General features: G+C 68.8%; 18 protein-coding genes. All 18 read right to left on the bottom strand.

The features are described 5' to 3' along the window. Positions 1-5: 5 nt before the first annotated feature. Positions 6-1,598, bottom strand: coding sequence for a hypothetical protein (locus QM699_RS07895; protein WP_415010617.1), 1,593 nt, complete (start codon positions 1,596-1,598; stop codon positions 6-8). A 46-nt stretch (positions 1,599-1,644) separates the two neighbouring features. Then, positions 1,645-2,061: a hypothetical protein gene (locus tag QM699_RS07890; RefSeq protein WP_415010616.1), complete on the bottom strand. Its 417-nt coding sequence runs from the start codon at positions 2,059-2,061 to the stop codon at positions 1,645-1,647. Between the two features lie 88 nt (positions 2,062-2,149). Then, a complete protein-coding gene (locus QM699_RS07885; protein ID WP_415010615.1) occupies positions 2,150-2,734 on the bottom strand; it encodes a gp53-like domain-containing protein in 585 nt (194 codons plus the stop codon). Continuing rightward, positions 2,734-3,291 (bottom strand): phage tail protein I, encoded by a 558-nt coding sequence (locus QM699_RS07880; RefSeq protein ID WP_415010614.1) that lies wholly within the window; start codon positions 3,289-3,291, stop codon positions 2,734-2,736. Before QM699_RS07880 ends, QM699_RS07885 begins: the two co-directional genes overlap by 1 nt. After that, complete coding sequence (locus QM699_RS07875; protein ID WP_415010613.1) at positions 3,284-4,168, bottom strand: baseplate J/gp47 family protein; 885 nt, start codon at positions 4,166-4,168, stop codon at positions 3,284-3,286. Before QM699_RS07875 ends, QM699_RS07880 begins: the two co-directional genes overlap by 8 nt. Continuing rightward, positions 4,165-4,497 (bottom strand): GPW/gp25 family protein, encoded by a 333-nt coding sequence (locus QM699_RS07870; RefSeq protein ID WP_415010612.1) that lies wholly within the window; start codon positions 4,495-4,497, stop codon positions 4,165-4,167. Before QM699_RS07870 ends, QM699_RS07875 begins: the two co-directional genes overlap by 4 nt. Then, complete coding sequence (locus tag QM699_RS07865) at positions 4,497-4,676, bottom strand: hypothetical protein (RefSeq protein ID WP_415010611.1); 180 nt, start codon at positions 4,674-4,676, stop codon at positions 4,497-4,499. Before QM699_RS07865 ends, QM699_RS07870 begins: the two co-directional genes overlap by 1 nt. A gap of 2 nt (positions 4,677-4,678) precedes the next feature. After that, entirely contained in the window at positions 4,679-4,852 is a 174-nt protein-coding gene (locus QM699_RS07860; protein WP_415010610.1) for a PAAR domain-containing protein, read from the bottom strand. 120 nt (positions 4,853-4,972) lie between these two features. Beyond that, a complete protein-coding gene (locus QM699_RS07855; RefSeq protein ID WP_415010609.1) occupies positions 4,973-5,440 on the bottom strand; it encodes a phage baseplate assembly protein V in 468 nt (155 codons plus the stop codon). Continuing rightward, positions 5,424-6,194, bottom strand: coding sequence for a hypothetical protein (locus QM699_RS07850; RefSeq protein WP_415010608.1), 771 nt, complete (start codon positions 6,192-6,194; stop codon positions 5,424-5,426). Before QM699_RS07850 ends, QM699_RS07855 begins: the two co-directional genes overlap by 17 nt. After that, entirely contained in the window at positions 6,191-6,568 is a 378-nt protein-coding gene (locus QM699_RS07845; RefSeq protein ID WP_415010607.1) for a hypothetical protein, read from the bottom strand. Before QM699_RS07845 ends, QM699_RS07850 begins: the two co-directional genes overlap by 4 nt. Positions 6,569-6,572: 4 nt before the next feature. Next, the gene (locus QM699_RS07840; protein WP_415010606.1) at positions 6,573-7,592 is read right to left on the bottom strand and encodes a major capsid protein; all 1,020 of its coding nucleotides are present in this window, start codon (positions 7,590-7,592) and stop codon (positions 6,573-6,575) included. Positions 7,593-7,607: 15 nt separating this feature from the next. Beyond that, the gene (locus QM699_RS07835; protein WP_415010605.1) at positions 7,608-7,979 is read right to left on the bottom strand and encodes a head decoration protein; all 372 of its coding nucleotides are present in this window, start codon (positions 7,977-7,979) and stop codon (positions 7,608-7,610) included. Positions 7,980-7,989: 10 nt separating this feature from the next. Then, on the bottom strand, positions 7,990-8,979 hold the full coding sequence (locus tag QM699_RS07830; RefSeq protein ID WP_415010604.1) for a head maturation protease, ClpP-related: 990 nt from the start codon (positions 8,977-8,979) through the stop codon (positions 7,990-7,992). Between the two features lie 86 nt (positions 8,980-9,065). Then, complete coding sequence (gene gpW, locus QM699_RS07825; RefSeq protein WP_415010603.1) at positions 9,066-9,305, bottom strand: gpW family head-tail joining protein; 240 nt, start codon at positions 9,303-9,305, stop codon at positions 9,066-9,068. 149 nt (positions 9,306-9,454) lie between these two features. Then, positions 9,455-10,903 carry a phage portal protein gene (locus tag QM699_RS07820; RefSeq protein ID WP_415010602.1) on the bottom strand — a complete coding sequence of 483 codons (1,449 nt, stop codon included), beginning with the start codon at positions 10,901-10,903 and terminating at the stop codon, positions 9,455-9,457. Further along, complete coding sequence (locus QM699_RS07815; RefSeq protein WP_415010601.1) at positions 10,900-12,897, bottom strand: phage terminase large subunit family protein; 1,998 nt, start codon at positions 12,895-12,897, stop codon at positions 10,900-10,902. The genes QM699_RS07820 and QM699_RS07815 overlap by 4 nt, the downstream gene beginning before the upstream one ends. Beyond that, positions 12,897-13,514, bottom strand: coding sequence for a hypothetical protein (locus QM699_RS07810; protein WP_415010600.1), 618 nt, complete (start codon positions 13,512-13,514; stop codon positions 12,897-12,899). The genes QM699_RS07815 and QM699_RS07810 overlap by 1 nt, the downstream gene beginning before the upstream one ends. Between the last annotated feature and the right edge of the window lie 119 nt (positions 13,515-13,633).

Genomic DNA, 13,633 nt, shown 5'->3' with positions numbered 1-13,633 from the left:
CAGCCTCAGAGTGCCGACCAAGCGCCGGCCGACCACTCGAACCCCAGCTCGGTGCCGGCCGAGCTGGCGCCGGTGAAGGTGGCGAGCGTGGTGCCGCTTTGATTGACGACGATCAGATTGCCAGCGCCCGCGCCTTCACGTTTGACCCGGGTGACGTCGAACCCGGGCCGGATCGACGCCGATCCAGCGCCGCTCGGAGCCATCCGATCGCTCAGGGTGAGCGTGATGTTGGATCCGAGCGCGCCGACCTGCTTGACCAGCGCATTTCGGTGCTGGCCGTAGACGGTCATGTTGGCGGTCGCCATCGTGATGATCGCGCCCTCAGTGCGCGAGCGGCCCGGATGGTAGATATAGCTGCCGAGCGACCCGATATGCCCAGCCGCGCCCGGTGCGGCGCCGGTATGGGTCGGGTCCAGGCTGACGGCACCGGTCAGGCCGGCGCCGCTCAGGCTCATGCGCCGGCCGATGTTGAATGACGGGCTCCGCCCGACCAAGGCGGTGTCCTCGCCGTAGATGTTGAATGGCATGGACGCGACCTGCTCGACGCCGCCGTCCCAGGTCATGTCCAGGAAGTCGACGTCCATGACGGCGTTGCCGTACTGCTTGAAGATGGCCGGCGTGCCGCTGGCGTTCTCAGCTACGATCCAGGTGTTGAGAAAGGTAGCGCATTCGATCTGAATGAAGCCGCTGTCGTTATTGATGAAATCGCCGCCCCAGTCGTTCATGCGAGCGCCCTCGACATGCATGGCGCAGACGAGAAGTTTGGCCGTGTTGGCGATCAGGCGACCGGCCGGAGGCGACACCCATTCGATGTTGAGCTGCAGGATCTTGCCGAATTCTCGGTTGTAGCACTGGGGGATGGAAATCGCCGGCCCGGTGAGCGCCAGCCGGTTGCCGGCCTGACCACCACCCAGATAGAGAGAGTCCCAGTTCGAGCCGGTCCCCGTTGCCTGATAAAGCAACAGGTTCGCGGTGGCACCATTTACATCGACCGGGCCGCCAACAGCATTGCTGTAAAACCAGGTCTTTCCGGGCGCCGGGCTGACCTTGATGCCGACCTCGGGCTTGTAGTCACCGCCCGAAATATACCGATCGACGCCGAGGTCGAAGAGACGGCTCGACGCAATGCGCCCGAGCAGAAGCCCCACGGAGCCGGCGCCGGGTGTGACACCATAGCCCGTGGAAAAGCCGCCGTAGAGAGCACGTGTCGCTCCGTCGCTGTCGTTCGGCCCGGCGTCGCTGATCGTGAGTGCGTGAGAGGTGGGCGCGAACTGTACCAGCTTGGTGAGCTTCGTCCCCCCGCCGACAAATCCGGGGATGTCCTTGCCGACCTGCAGTCCGACCGGCACGCTGTCTTGCACGCGCGTGGCAATATAGTCGTAGCGGCCCGGAGGGAGTTCGGAATATTTCCCGTTCGTGTTCGCCCAATCCAGCGCCGCCTGCAGCGCAACGCCATTGGCCGTACGGGCCGCATTGTCGGCAAGCGCGCCGGCGGCGACGCCGGGATAGGTGGAGAGGTCTACCGACCCGCGGATGATAGATGGCGCCGCCGCGGTTCTTGCTGACATGTTGAACGCGTCTTCGCTCGTTCGCGGCATTCACACTCTCCCCGGTTGATTTTGCGGGCGACGGCGACGCTACGCGTCAGGCCAGCGTCAGGACGCCGGTCGTGGCGTCGAAATCGACCGTGAAAGTCTCACCCGACGCGAGAGTGATGCTCGAGCCGTAGTCGTACCAGCCGATCACCTCGTCGTTCGCGGCGGTGTCGTTGTAGAGGACGGCATAGCGGAACGGACCCATCGCGCCGGTGGCGGTGAACACCACATCGGCCAGCACCAACTTGTAGGTGCCCGACGTCTGCGCCGACGAACTGATCGTCGCGACGTTTCCACCCGTCGTGTAGCCGTTGCCGTTGGCGATCTGGGTGATCCCCGAAAGCTGGGTGACCGCGGCGGTCGGCGCGGCGTTCGTCAGCGCAACCTTGAGCACATCCGAGCCGAGGTTGTGCACCTTTTCGGCAACAGCTTCGACGAAGCTGTTGAATTTGTTGAATGCCACCATTTCAGCCTAGCTCCATCTGAGAGAGAAGGGACAAAGAGGGGAGGTCGCAGCGGCCCGTGCTGCGATCAGGTCACGGCATGCGAGGGGGTCAGGTCCCGATCGCGATCCAGTGGATGACGCTCGTGGCCAGGTTGCCGTTGAGGTTGGTCACGAGGTAGCGGAAGCCCGACGCGGTGAACTCGCGAACGGATACGATGTGCGCGACCGAGCCTGTGTCCGACACGGCACCGTCGGAGGCGATGACCCGGAGGCACGAGGTCGGGAAGGGAATTGGGAACAGCCGCTCCTGAACGCCCCCCGCCCCCGCGTCGCTGCCGGCGCCGCCCCATTGCAGGATCAGGCCGCCCGGGAATTTCTTGTAGCCGTTGCTCGACAGGGATTGCGTGGCGGCACCGAAGGCGGCGACCTCGAGGAACTCGGAGGCGTGCTTGCCGTCGAGCAGGTCGGCGTCGAGACCGGCCCCGGACCCGTCCACCGTCTTCAGTGCAGTGAGGAGCGCCGCAGGGGCGACTGCATTCTTGAGGAAGCGCGTTCGGTTCGCGAGCTGCTGCAGCGGCACGTTGGTGATGCCGAGGCCCGCCCCGAGATTGGGCGGGCCTCCCAGTACCGGATCGGTCTGCTCGATCTGGTAGATGCCCTCGGGGAAGGCGGGGGTTTCCGTCAGGTCAGCCACTAGGCCACTCCATGTGCGAACGTGCCGTCGTAGAGGATCGCCCTGTTGTGGGCGTTGGCGGCCTCGGTGAAGAAAAGCCCCACCAGGTGACAGCGCACCGGCGCCGTGGCGGCGAGGACCTCGCGGACCTCGATGCCCCGGGCCAGCGTCATGGGGCTGTCGATGAAGACCCGGTACTCGGCCCAGTGATCGGCACCCTCATGGATGATCGCGCCGTTGTGGGTCCGCGACCCGTCGTAGGGCGTCCCGTACCGCTCGTAGATCCTGACGTTGGTCAGGCCGAGCGCCGCCAGGGCACGTCGGATCGAAGCGACGGTTCCCTTTTTCCGGTGCACCAGCACCGACTCCCGGATCGCGCGGCGCTTCCACTCCACCGGCCAGTCCGGGTTCCAGAGATCGACCGACAAGGCGTGCGCCAGCCACGGCAACAGGGGTTCAGGGCAGGTATCCGGGTTCCAGAGCGTCGCGTTCGGCACCGGGAGCGCCGGCGTCGCCATTGCCTGCTCGACGGCGACCTCGAAGGCCGTCGCGTTCGGCGGCAGCAGGCTGTCAGACATTGATCCCGCCGTCTGTGAGCGTGATCGTCGTCAACCTGGGCGCCTGACTATCGGTGAGCACCACATTCGCGGCGGGCGCCGACAGCGTCACGTTCTGGACCCCGACCTGGTGCAGCGCGGCGAAGAGGCCGGATCGCGTGATGTCGTGACCGAGCCGGAAGTGCGCTGCGGCGTAGGCCTCCACGGCCGCCCGGGCGGCGGCCGCCACCAGGGCCTTGTCAGGGCCGGCGTAGTAAGTCAGCTGCGCGGCGACCGCATACTCGACCACCGTCGCCGCGACGACCGTAACCGTGTCACAGAGCGGCCGCACATCCTCGGCATTCAGCGCGCCCCGGACCTTGTCGAGCAGGGGCGTGCCCGGAACGCCATCCTGAGCCAGCACCACAACCCGCACGGTCCCGGGGCTCGGGCTGGACACCGACGCGTCGAGCACCTGCCCATCCGCCGCCAGCGCCCAGTAGAGATAGGCCCCCTTTGGCCCGGCAGTGCTCTGCGCCTCGATGGCGAGTTGAAGCCGGCCGCGATAGGCTACGTCCCCCTCGTAGACATCGACGGTCGGCGGGATCGCGTCGGGGTCCCCCGGGATCGCGATCAGGCGGCCGGCGCCGTAGAAGGCACCGATGTTGTCCAGATCGGTGCCGCTCGCCTTCGCGAGCAGCACCGCCTTCGCCGCATCGTTCACCCGCGCCCGATCCAGCATGCGAGAGTAGGCGACCACCTCGAGGAGCGCGACCAGCGGCTCGCTTTCCAGGTCGACCGCCGGATACCGCGCCAGCAGCGCAGCCTTCATCGCGGCGAGCATCGCCTCGAAATCGAGGGGCTCGACGACGTCCGGAGCCGGCAGCTCTGACAGGTCGATCCGCGTGAACCGGCTCATGCCGCCAACCCGAGGCTCACGGCGGCGTCCCGCACCTGTCCGTCGTACTCGCCGCGCAGGGCGAGGGTGATGGATCCGTCGGCCGCGGGTGTCGACATCTCGACGCCGGTCAGCCGGAACCGCGTCTCCCACCGCTCCACGGCGTAGGCCGTGGCGGCATAGAGCGCGAGCACCACCTCGGATGTCATCGGCCGTCCGATCAGGTCCATGAGCTCCGACCCGAACTCGCGCCGCATCACCCGCGAGCCGATCGGCGTCGTCAGGATGACGCCGAGGCTCTGCTCGACAGCCGCCCATCCATCGAGCGGCTGGCCGGTGCTCCGGTGCATCAGCCGGCCTTGGCCGCCGCCTTGCCAGCCGTCTTGCCAGCGGCCTTCGTGACGGCCTCATGCGGCTCGATTCGGCCCTCGCGCAGGAACGTCTTCGCCTGCGCCTCCGTCAGGCGGATCGTCTCGCCCAACGAGCGGTAGGTGCCGAGGATGAAGCCCTCGACCTGGACGGTGTACATCATCAGCCTCCTGCGAAAACGTCGGGCGATCCCGCCGCGACGGAGGAGCCGCACGCGACCGGATCGCCGATCCGGCCGAGCTGCAGCCCGTTGACGAAGACGGTAGACGAGCCTGCGGCGAGCGAGCTCCCCGTGCGTCTCCGGGATCGCGGGACAGGTGTGCGACGCCCATCCATCGCTCTGGCGGTGCGCCGCGATCCCGTTGACATAGACATCGGCGCTGCCGCCGGCGCTCGGCCGCGGCGGCCAGCAGCCATGACCGGTGCAGGTGTCTCCCAGCCGCGCGACTGCCGGCATCAGTTCAAATCGATCCGGGCGCCGACGACCCGGACGCCGGCAGCATCGATCTCGATCGAGCTGCCGTTGCTCGCCAGCCTCAGCTTCGTCGCTGTCGCCGTGATCCGGGTGCCCCCGACGTCAATCACCAGTTCGCCGGCCTTGTTGTGCGGCCGGGCGTGTGCCGCATTGAAGCTCGACAGCGCGATCACCGCGTCCGCCATGTCGCCGCTCTCGCTGCGCACCGTGACCGTCTGCCCGACGACCGGCTCGCCCTGAATGCGCAGAGCGCCGCTCGAAAGCGCCTCGACCGGCAGCCAGTCGCTCAAGAAACCATCGCCAAGGTCGACGCGGTAGCGGCCGGCCGTCTCGTTCGCCGCGACCACCCGTCCCTCACGGATGCGACCGCGGTTGCGGCGCTTGAGCTCGTCGACCTCCCGCGCGAGGTGCGCGATGATCCCGGCCAGGTCGTCAGGCGGGATCGCCATCGATCTCCGGCTCCGCGATCACGTAGGCCTCGCCGCCGGAGTGGAACGGGCCATAGCCCAGGGCGGTGCTCTCCCGCGGGGTGTGCCCGAACCGCTCCCGCACCTGCGCCATGCTCAGCGCTGCGGTCGCGGTGCCGAGCATGCCGGCAACGATCGGCACGAGGTCGGGCCGGTCGCTCTCGATCGCCGCGGCGAACTCCTGCCAGACGCCGCCGAGCGGAGCGCCCATGACCGGATCAGGCTTCAGCTCGAGCGTGATCGCGACCTGCCGCGCCGCAAAGCGCACCCCTTGTTCGGCGTTCACCGCCCTGCGCCGCTCGACCTTGGTCACGCCGCTCGACAGGCGCTTCCAGAGCGTCGGCCACCTTCCCCCGCCGGCAAGCGCCGAGGCGATCTGCCGGTCGATGATATCGAGCACCATCTCGAACGCAGCATCCGTCGCCGGGATCGTCATGTCGGCAATCGTGCTCTCGCCCGTGTCAGGGTCGGTCTCGACCATTGGCGTGGCGATCCCGAGTTCGAGCACGAGATCGACTGAGCCGTTCGCATGGAGGTCGCGCAGCGGCGTTTCCGTCGCGCGGCCATCGTCGGTGTAGACCAGCACGAAGGGCCGGTCCTCGCCGGTCCGCAGCGAGCCATCCGCCTCGATGTCGATCGCGCTCATGTCGCTGTCGCGGACGTTGTCGACGACCATCGTCCGGCCGCGAAGGGCCTCGACGGTGGCGACCCGGAGCGCCAGACGGGCGAGGCTCATGCTTCGCCCAGGTGGGCGACGATCCGGTCGTGCCGGCGATCGTCGATGCGCATCACCTCGAACAGCGGCTCGCCTGCGCGCTCCAGCGCCTTGACCTTGTCGCCCTTTCGCAACGCGGGCGCGGTGCCGTAAGCCACGCGCGAGAGATAGAGCGCCGCCTCACCGGCGGCGATCCGGGCGTCCCACGCCTTGCCGTTGGTCGGCGTTCTGACGTCCGCGGCGCCAACTCGAAGCACGCCCTTGACGGTCGCGGCGACCCGGGATGTGTCGGCGCGCCCCTGCGCGTTCAGGAAAAGCAGCCGGACATCCTCTGCCATCACCGCATCGACGGCGGCGATGGCAGAGTCCCGGAGCGCGTGGAAGGGCGCGGGCATGTGATCAGGTGTTCCGGGCGCCCATCAGGACGGACGGCCGGGTGCAGATCTGCAGCGCGTTCATCTGCAGCTCGCCGTTGATCCCCTTGTCATTCGGCATCGGCCACTGCTTGGCGTAGAGCCGCTCGCCGAGCGTGTTCACCGTCTCGATGTAGTCGGCCGGCGCATGGTAGGTCCGGAAGAGCCCCGGAACGCCAGTGGGGAAGAACCGAGCCTTGGTCGGAGCGATGCCGACGCCCTCGCCGTCGATTTCCCCGTAGTTCTCCCAGACGATGCCGCCGAATTCGAACATCGGGTTGGCCGAGCGGTTTGCGCCGATATAGCTCTCGCGAAGGATCTGCGCGTCGGACCAGCCCTTGTAGGTGTCCCGCACCTCCTTGTGCGCGAGAAGCTGGTCGAAGAACGTGTCGCCGACAAAGGCATGGATCGACGCGAACGGCACCGCGCCGAGCTTCGCTTTCATCTTGCGGATCACGGTGACCGACGCCTTGCGCAGCGCACCATCCACCGGCGAAGCCGCATCGAGGTCGAAGTCGACCTCGGTCTCCTCAGTCACGCCGAACGCGGTGAAGAGGTTGAGGGTGGAGGCGTCCGCGTAGGTCACGACGCCGGTCACGGCGCCGAGCCGGGCGTGCTCCTCGGTCAGATCCATGTCGGACGTGTTCAGCGCGATGGTCTCGCCCACCACCTGCTGCACCGTCTCGAGTTCGGATTCTGTGCCCTTCGCGCGCACCCCCTGCACCTGTTCAGCCATCACCGACCAGTCCCGCTGGAAGTGCGGCACGGTCAGGTTGATCATGCTCCGCCGCGGCACGTCGCGGGTCTCGCCCGGACCGCCGCGCGGGGTCGGCTTGACGAGCTGCAGGACGTCGCCGACACGCTCGATCGCGATCGAGGTCGTGGTGATTGCCGTCGAGCTGAACAGCCCCATCTCGCCGATACGGCCGGGCCGGTACTTCAGGGCGTTGACGAAGTCGGTCAGCGAAGTGACGCTGAAGGCATCGTTGTTGAAGATGTCGAGCATCGGTCTGGTTCCCTCTTAGCGGACGATGATGCCGACGGCCGCGAGCTGCGTGTGCTTCGCCGCCTTCTTCGTGTCGTCGTCGACCGACCCCGCGTAGGTAAGCGTTTTGCCGTTCCATTCGGCGTCGCGGGTGATCGCGGCCACCTGCACGTCGCCGCTGGTGGCGTCGACGGGGTAGAGCAGCACCGCGACTGCGGTCTGTGACCCGTCCGAGCCAGTCGCCGGCGACGGCGTGTACTTGCCGCCGGCGGTGAGCTTGCCGAGCACCGTGCCCGGGACGAGCTTGCCGGCGCCGGAAACGACGGTGATGTTGTCGCGCGAGCGGTGGAAATTGGCCTCGCTCAAAAGGCCCTCGCAGGCGTGACGCCCTTCGGTAATGGTCGCCATGGGTGTCTCCTTAGCGGCGAGCGTTGATCTTCGCGGCGGCGGCCTTCCAACCATCCGCCGCAGCGACAGGCGCGGCCTTCGGGGAGCCGCCGAGCCCGGTGCCAGCGAGGCGAGCGCGCTCGTAGTCCTCGGCCGGCTTGTCGTCCGCCGCCTTCGGCGCGGCGGCGAGCGTCGCCTTGATCTGCTCGGCGCTCATCTCCGTCGTGGCGTAGAGATGCTCGGCCAGAGCCTCACGGCCCTTCGCCTCCTCCAGAGCCATGACCGCAGCCCGGCGCTCACGGTCGGACTTGACGGCACCGGCAGCCGCTTCCGCGCGTGCCGTTTCGAGGGCAGCGGCCTGATCATCCGCCTTGGTCTTGTCGGTCATGGATTCCTCCTTGTGACCACGGGGGGCGGCGGATGCTGCCGCCGGCTTGGCGGCCGAGGCCGCGGTGCGGACCGCGGGAGCCCGCCATCCGTTCTCTTTCGCCAGCGCGACGAGGCGCTGTGGCGCATGGGCATAGGTTTGGTACGGGAAGGCGGCGACCGGCTCGGCCTCGCCCTCGATGGCATCGGCGAACCCGGCCTCGAGCGCCTCGGCGGCGTTGAACCAGGTCTCTGCCTGCATGATCCCCCGGCACTCAGCGACCGGCTTGCCCGACTTTCGCGCGTAGCTTCGGGCATAGGCGCCGGCGAGGCTGTTGAGTGCGCGCACCGTCGCCTCGTGGTCCGCGGCGGTGCCGAAGGTGAAACCGGAGGGGTCGTGGATCATCAGGACGGCGTCCGTCGCCATCGTGACGGCCTCCCCAGCCATCGCGATCAGTGAGGCGGCCGAGGCAGCGATGCCTTCGACGAAGATGTCCGTTCGCCCCGCGCGATCCGCCAGCGCCGCCCGGATCGCGGCGCCCTCTGTCGCGTAGCCGCCGCCGGAGTTGATGTGCACGACGATCGCCTCGTCATCCTCGAACTCGCCGAGCGCGGCCAGCACCTCCCCGTGGGTGAAGCCATCGAACCAGGTCACGCCGTCGAAGACGACGCTCGAACTCGCCGACGTAGCCGGTCAGCGTCAGCCGACCGGGCTGCACGATCACTGCCATGTTCGTCCTTTCAGTACGGGCTGAACCGGGCGCCCAGGGCGAACCGCCGGCGCCGCGTGTCGCCCTGCGCCTCGCGGCACCGCCGCTCGGCGTCGGCCAGAAGCTGGCGCAGCAGACCGACATCACCGGCCCGATAGGTAACGTCGTCCTCGCCGAAGCGGACGCGCGCGACGGACCCTCCCAAGGCGAGGTCGCGCAGCGCGTTGCGAAGCGCCTGTGCCTCTTCGCACGGGTCGGGAAGCTCAGGCATCCTCGCGCCTCCCGTCTGCCGCGGCGCCCAGCGGGCCGGCGCCGTCGCCACCCGTCTTCCGCCCGAAGGGATGCGGGATGCCGGCCGTGGTCAGGCGCTCGACCTCGCGGCCCATTTGGTCGATGCCCTCTTCCCAGTCGAGGCCGCGCTCAGCCCAGAATCTCCTGCAGCGTCCCCGCGCCGATCTCGAGCCGCACTTTGTCCGCCAGCGCGTCCTTGTAGGGGTCCGCGCTCGGCCGCGCCGGGCCCCGCCATTCGGAGTCGACCACCTGCTGCCGGTTTGCGGCGAAGGCCCGGTAGCCGCCCTTGAAAGGGATGCGCCCGGTCCCGACCATCTCGTCGAGCCACGGCTCGTAAATGCCCTGAGCGAACGGCGCAGCGATCCGCTCCCGGCGCCGGATGACCGTCGGCCAGACCGACGCCACCGCCATCCGCGTGCTGGAGTAGCTCGCCGACGAATGGTCCATCGTCAGGCTCTCGACCGTGATCCCCATGCACCGCGCCATCTCGCGCAGCAGGCCGAGCTGGAACGGCTGGTACTGCGGCCCCGGTGTTGCCGACGAGTGCAGCGTCAGCGTCTCGCCCGGGCCGAGGTGGTTGACCTGGCTCGCGCTGCCGCCGATCGAGAGCGCCTTAGATTTCAGCGCTTCGATCCGCTGCGCCCAGACGTCGAACAGGTCCGAGGCGAGGCCAGCAGCGCCCGAGAACTGCGGCTCGCTGTCCATCTCGACCAACTGCCGCAGCGACTCGAATGCCTGGTCGCTGGGCTCCGGGCTCTGGATCGTCGCCGCGAACGCCGTTTGCAACAGCGCCGTCGTCAGTGTGGCATCGGCCAGCTGGTCGCTCTGCGCGATCACCCGGAAGGCCGGCGCCAGCGGCGAGATGCCTCGCGGGCTGTTCGGGGTCGCGCCCCTGTCCATGACGTGCACCACCTGCGCCAGGTCGCCGCTCCGCGCCATGATGTCGACGTCGCGCTCGATCCCGCTTTCGCTCCGCCGGAAGCGGTAGGCGACCGGCCGGCCGAGCTCGTCATGCGAGATGCCCTGATCCCAGCCCTCGAAGGCGCTGGTGTGCCGAGTCAGCCGATGCGGCGACACCAGCCGGACCTTGGTCCCGGTCTGCACCCCGTGCCGCAGCCGCTCCCGCGCCGACATGAAGTCGATGATCGCGACGGCCTCGCCGGCGGCGAGGTAGTATCGCACCGCGCCGTCGAGCATCTCGGCGACCGTCGCCTTGCCCTCGAGGTCGCACTCCCGCGGGTTCCACGACCAGCGGCGCCACTCGCCCTCGACGAGCCGGCACCACGCTGCGCGCTCCTGCTCGCTGTACCCGAGGCGGGAGAGGTCCGGCCGGCAGTTCAGCTTCAGCTCCGGCCCGATCATGTCGGCGATGATCTGGTCGGCCGCCCCGGCGATCCAGCCGGAGTTGTGCATGAAGTCCATCGCCAGCGCGAAGGCCCGGTCGGCGCTCTCGTGCACGTCCCGCTTGATGTCCCGCATGACCGCCCGGCGCATCGACAGGATGCCGGTGCGATCGTGGCCCATGTAGCGCGCCGTGGTCCGCACCGGGCGGCCGTGCTGGTCGAGAAGCGTGGTCAAGAGTAGGCCCCCCAACGTGCGCGGCGCCGCTCCGGCTGGGTCGGCGCAACCGGCGTCGCCGGCGCGTCCGGCGCGACGGCCACGATCGGCGCGTCGAACAGGTCGCCCTGCGGCTCCTCGGGCGCGCCGCCGCGCTCGACCTCGAGCGCGTCCCACTGCCCCTCGGTGAAGCTCGCCCAGCCGGTCCGTCGCGCGGCCGCCTCGGCGTAGATCATCGTGTCGAGGCCTTCGTTGCGCCGCGTCGGCTCGACGAGCTGCCACTGGCTGGTAACGACGCCGGTCGGTTGACGCTTCAGGACCCGGACCTCGGCGGTCACCTGGCGATAGTACTCGTCGCCAAGCCCGGTAGCGAAGGCGACGAAGCCGCGCTCGTGCGGGTCCTCGCGCTCCAGCCGGCCGTAGAAGTCCGCCTTCAGCTGGCTGACGTTGACCAGGAACCCCCGCTTCGCCCGACGCGGCCTCGGCCGGCCGTCGCGGCGACGCTCCTGCATGGGCAGGAGCGCCGGGCCGTTCTGGCCGGAGGCGCCCTTGACGACGATCACGCGGTGGCGCGGATACCGCTCGGCCCACGTCCAGACATCGTCGCTCCAGGAGCCCGAGTCGATCGCGAGGCAGTCGAGGCCGAAGGACCGGCCGGCGATCGTGCGCCAGGTCGCCTTCAGGATCGCGTCGAGCGCGTCGCGGCCTTCCTGCGTTCCGACGTGGTGCGGGATGACGGTATAGTCGATCGCCCAGCTCCGCCGGTTCCGGCCCCAGGCGACGACCTGCACCTCGGTGCGATCCTCCTGGCAGTCAACGCCGGCGGTCAGCAGGAACCCGCCCGCCGGCAGCCGCGCCAGGGGCAGGTAGGTGTCCTCCTCGGCGAGCTCGACGCGGTCGCGCAGCGCGGTCCAGTTGTGTCCGCCGGTCGCCTGTTCGTAGGCGAGGCCGAGCACGTCGTTGAAGAAGGTCTGCTCGGTCTCCGCCTCGACGCTGTCGGCCAGCGCAGCCTCGGTGCTCCCCGACACGCGAACCGTCGACCACCCCATCATCCGGGCATAGTCGACGGCGATCGAGGCCCAGTCGCGCTGCGGCGCATAGGCCCGCCAGAGGAAGAAGCCCGGGTGATCGCCTGCGGGGTTCGTCGGCTGCCAGCGGCCCGCGCGGACCATCGCTTCCTTGTGCTCGTGGCCGATGGCGCTGCCGCAGGCCTCGCAGGTGAAGTGCGCCGCATGCAGCCGCTCGGGGTCGATCGAGGGCTTGAAGTTCTCCCACGTCAACGGCGCCTCGTGACCACAGTGCGGGCACGGCACCAGGTAGAACCGCCGGTCGCTCCGGTCGAAGGCCCGAGTGATCCGGCAGGTGCCCTTGATGAGCGTCGTGGAGACCCGCAGGATCTTCGCATCCTCGAAACCCGACGCGCGGCTCTCCGCGAGCGCCTCTGGGTCGCCCTTGTCGGTCATTTCGAACTTGGCCAGATCGTCCATGACGACCAGCCGGCGGGTGGTGCCGGTCAGGTCCGACGGCGATCCGGCCGAGGCAACCTTCAGCGACCCGTTTCGGGTCAGGGTCTCCTGGTTGAACTTCGCGTCCTTGTTCTCGCCGCGGCCGTCGCCAAAGGTTTCGATCAGCGCGCGCGCCTGCCGGCGCATCGGCATCCACTTGTTGTCGACCCACTCCATTGCCGCCGACTGGGTCGGATGCACGACAAGCGCGTCGAGCGGAGCGTACTCGAACCACGCGCCCAGCGTGGGGTTGATGACCGAGACCGTCTTGCCCCACTGCGCGGAGCCCTTGACCGTAACCTCGCGTGCCGGATGCTCGGGAGACAGGACCTCGTGGATCTCTCGAAGGAAAGGGAACCGCTCGATGTTGAACGGGCCCGGCATCGGCGAGCGGTCGTCGAAGACGACATTCTCGGTACACCAGCGTGTGACGTCCGGCCGCGGTGGCGGCGCCATCGCCGACGCGATCGCCCGCGCCACGACGGCCTCGGCCGACGCGAGAAACCCCATCAGATGTCGCCCGCGGACTCGGCGTCGGTCAGCGTGGCGGCGCCAGCGCGCTCCTCAGCAGCGTCGACGCGCGACCCGCGGTGCGACCGCCACTGCTCGAGCATCTGCTGCCTGACATCCTTGAAATCGAGCTGGTGCCGATCGGCAATCGCCCGGGCCGCATCGCGGATGAACGTGGCGACCTCTGCCACCTCCTGCCCGATCTGCCGGCGCACCTGGCGCGCAACCTCCTCGGCAAGGACGAAGGTACCCTCCGCCTCGGCGTTCAAGCGTCGGAGCCGCCGCGCCTCCTCCTGTGCCTTCTCGGTCCGCGCCTTCTCGTACTCGGCAACCTGTGTGGTCGGGATGGCGGCGGCCGGCGACGGCGTCTGGGCCGGGACGACGCTGGCCTGCAGGATGCTCGCCGCGGCAGCTTGGGTCCGCGCGCCGTTGCCGAGCTGCTGGCCCATGTCGATCCGCTTGCCGAGCGCCCGGGCGACCGCCACCGGATCGTATCGCCGGTCGCGACCGTCGCCTCGATAGCATCCGGCGAGCTTGCCCTCGGAAACCAGCTGGCTGACCCGCCCCTTGGTGATCCCCAGCATTCCCGCGAGTTCGACGCCGCTCAACTCACGCACGCGGCCCTCCCGCTCAACGCTATACGCTGGCTCCGTTTAGGCTAAGTGCCTCGTTTAGAAGTGAATAAACCCCGGGGGCGGCGGGCCCGCGTGATTTGGCTTCCAGAAGGCCACGGTCC

This window comes from Amaricoccus sp. (assembly GCF_047602525.1).
Taxonomy (GTDB): domain Bacteria; phylum Pseudomonadota; class Alphaproteobacteria; order Rhodobacterales; family Rhodobacteraceae; genus Amaricoccus.
This window is presented reverse-complemented; position numbering and strand designations above follow the sequence as displayed.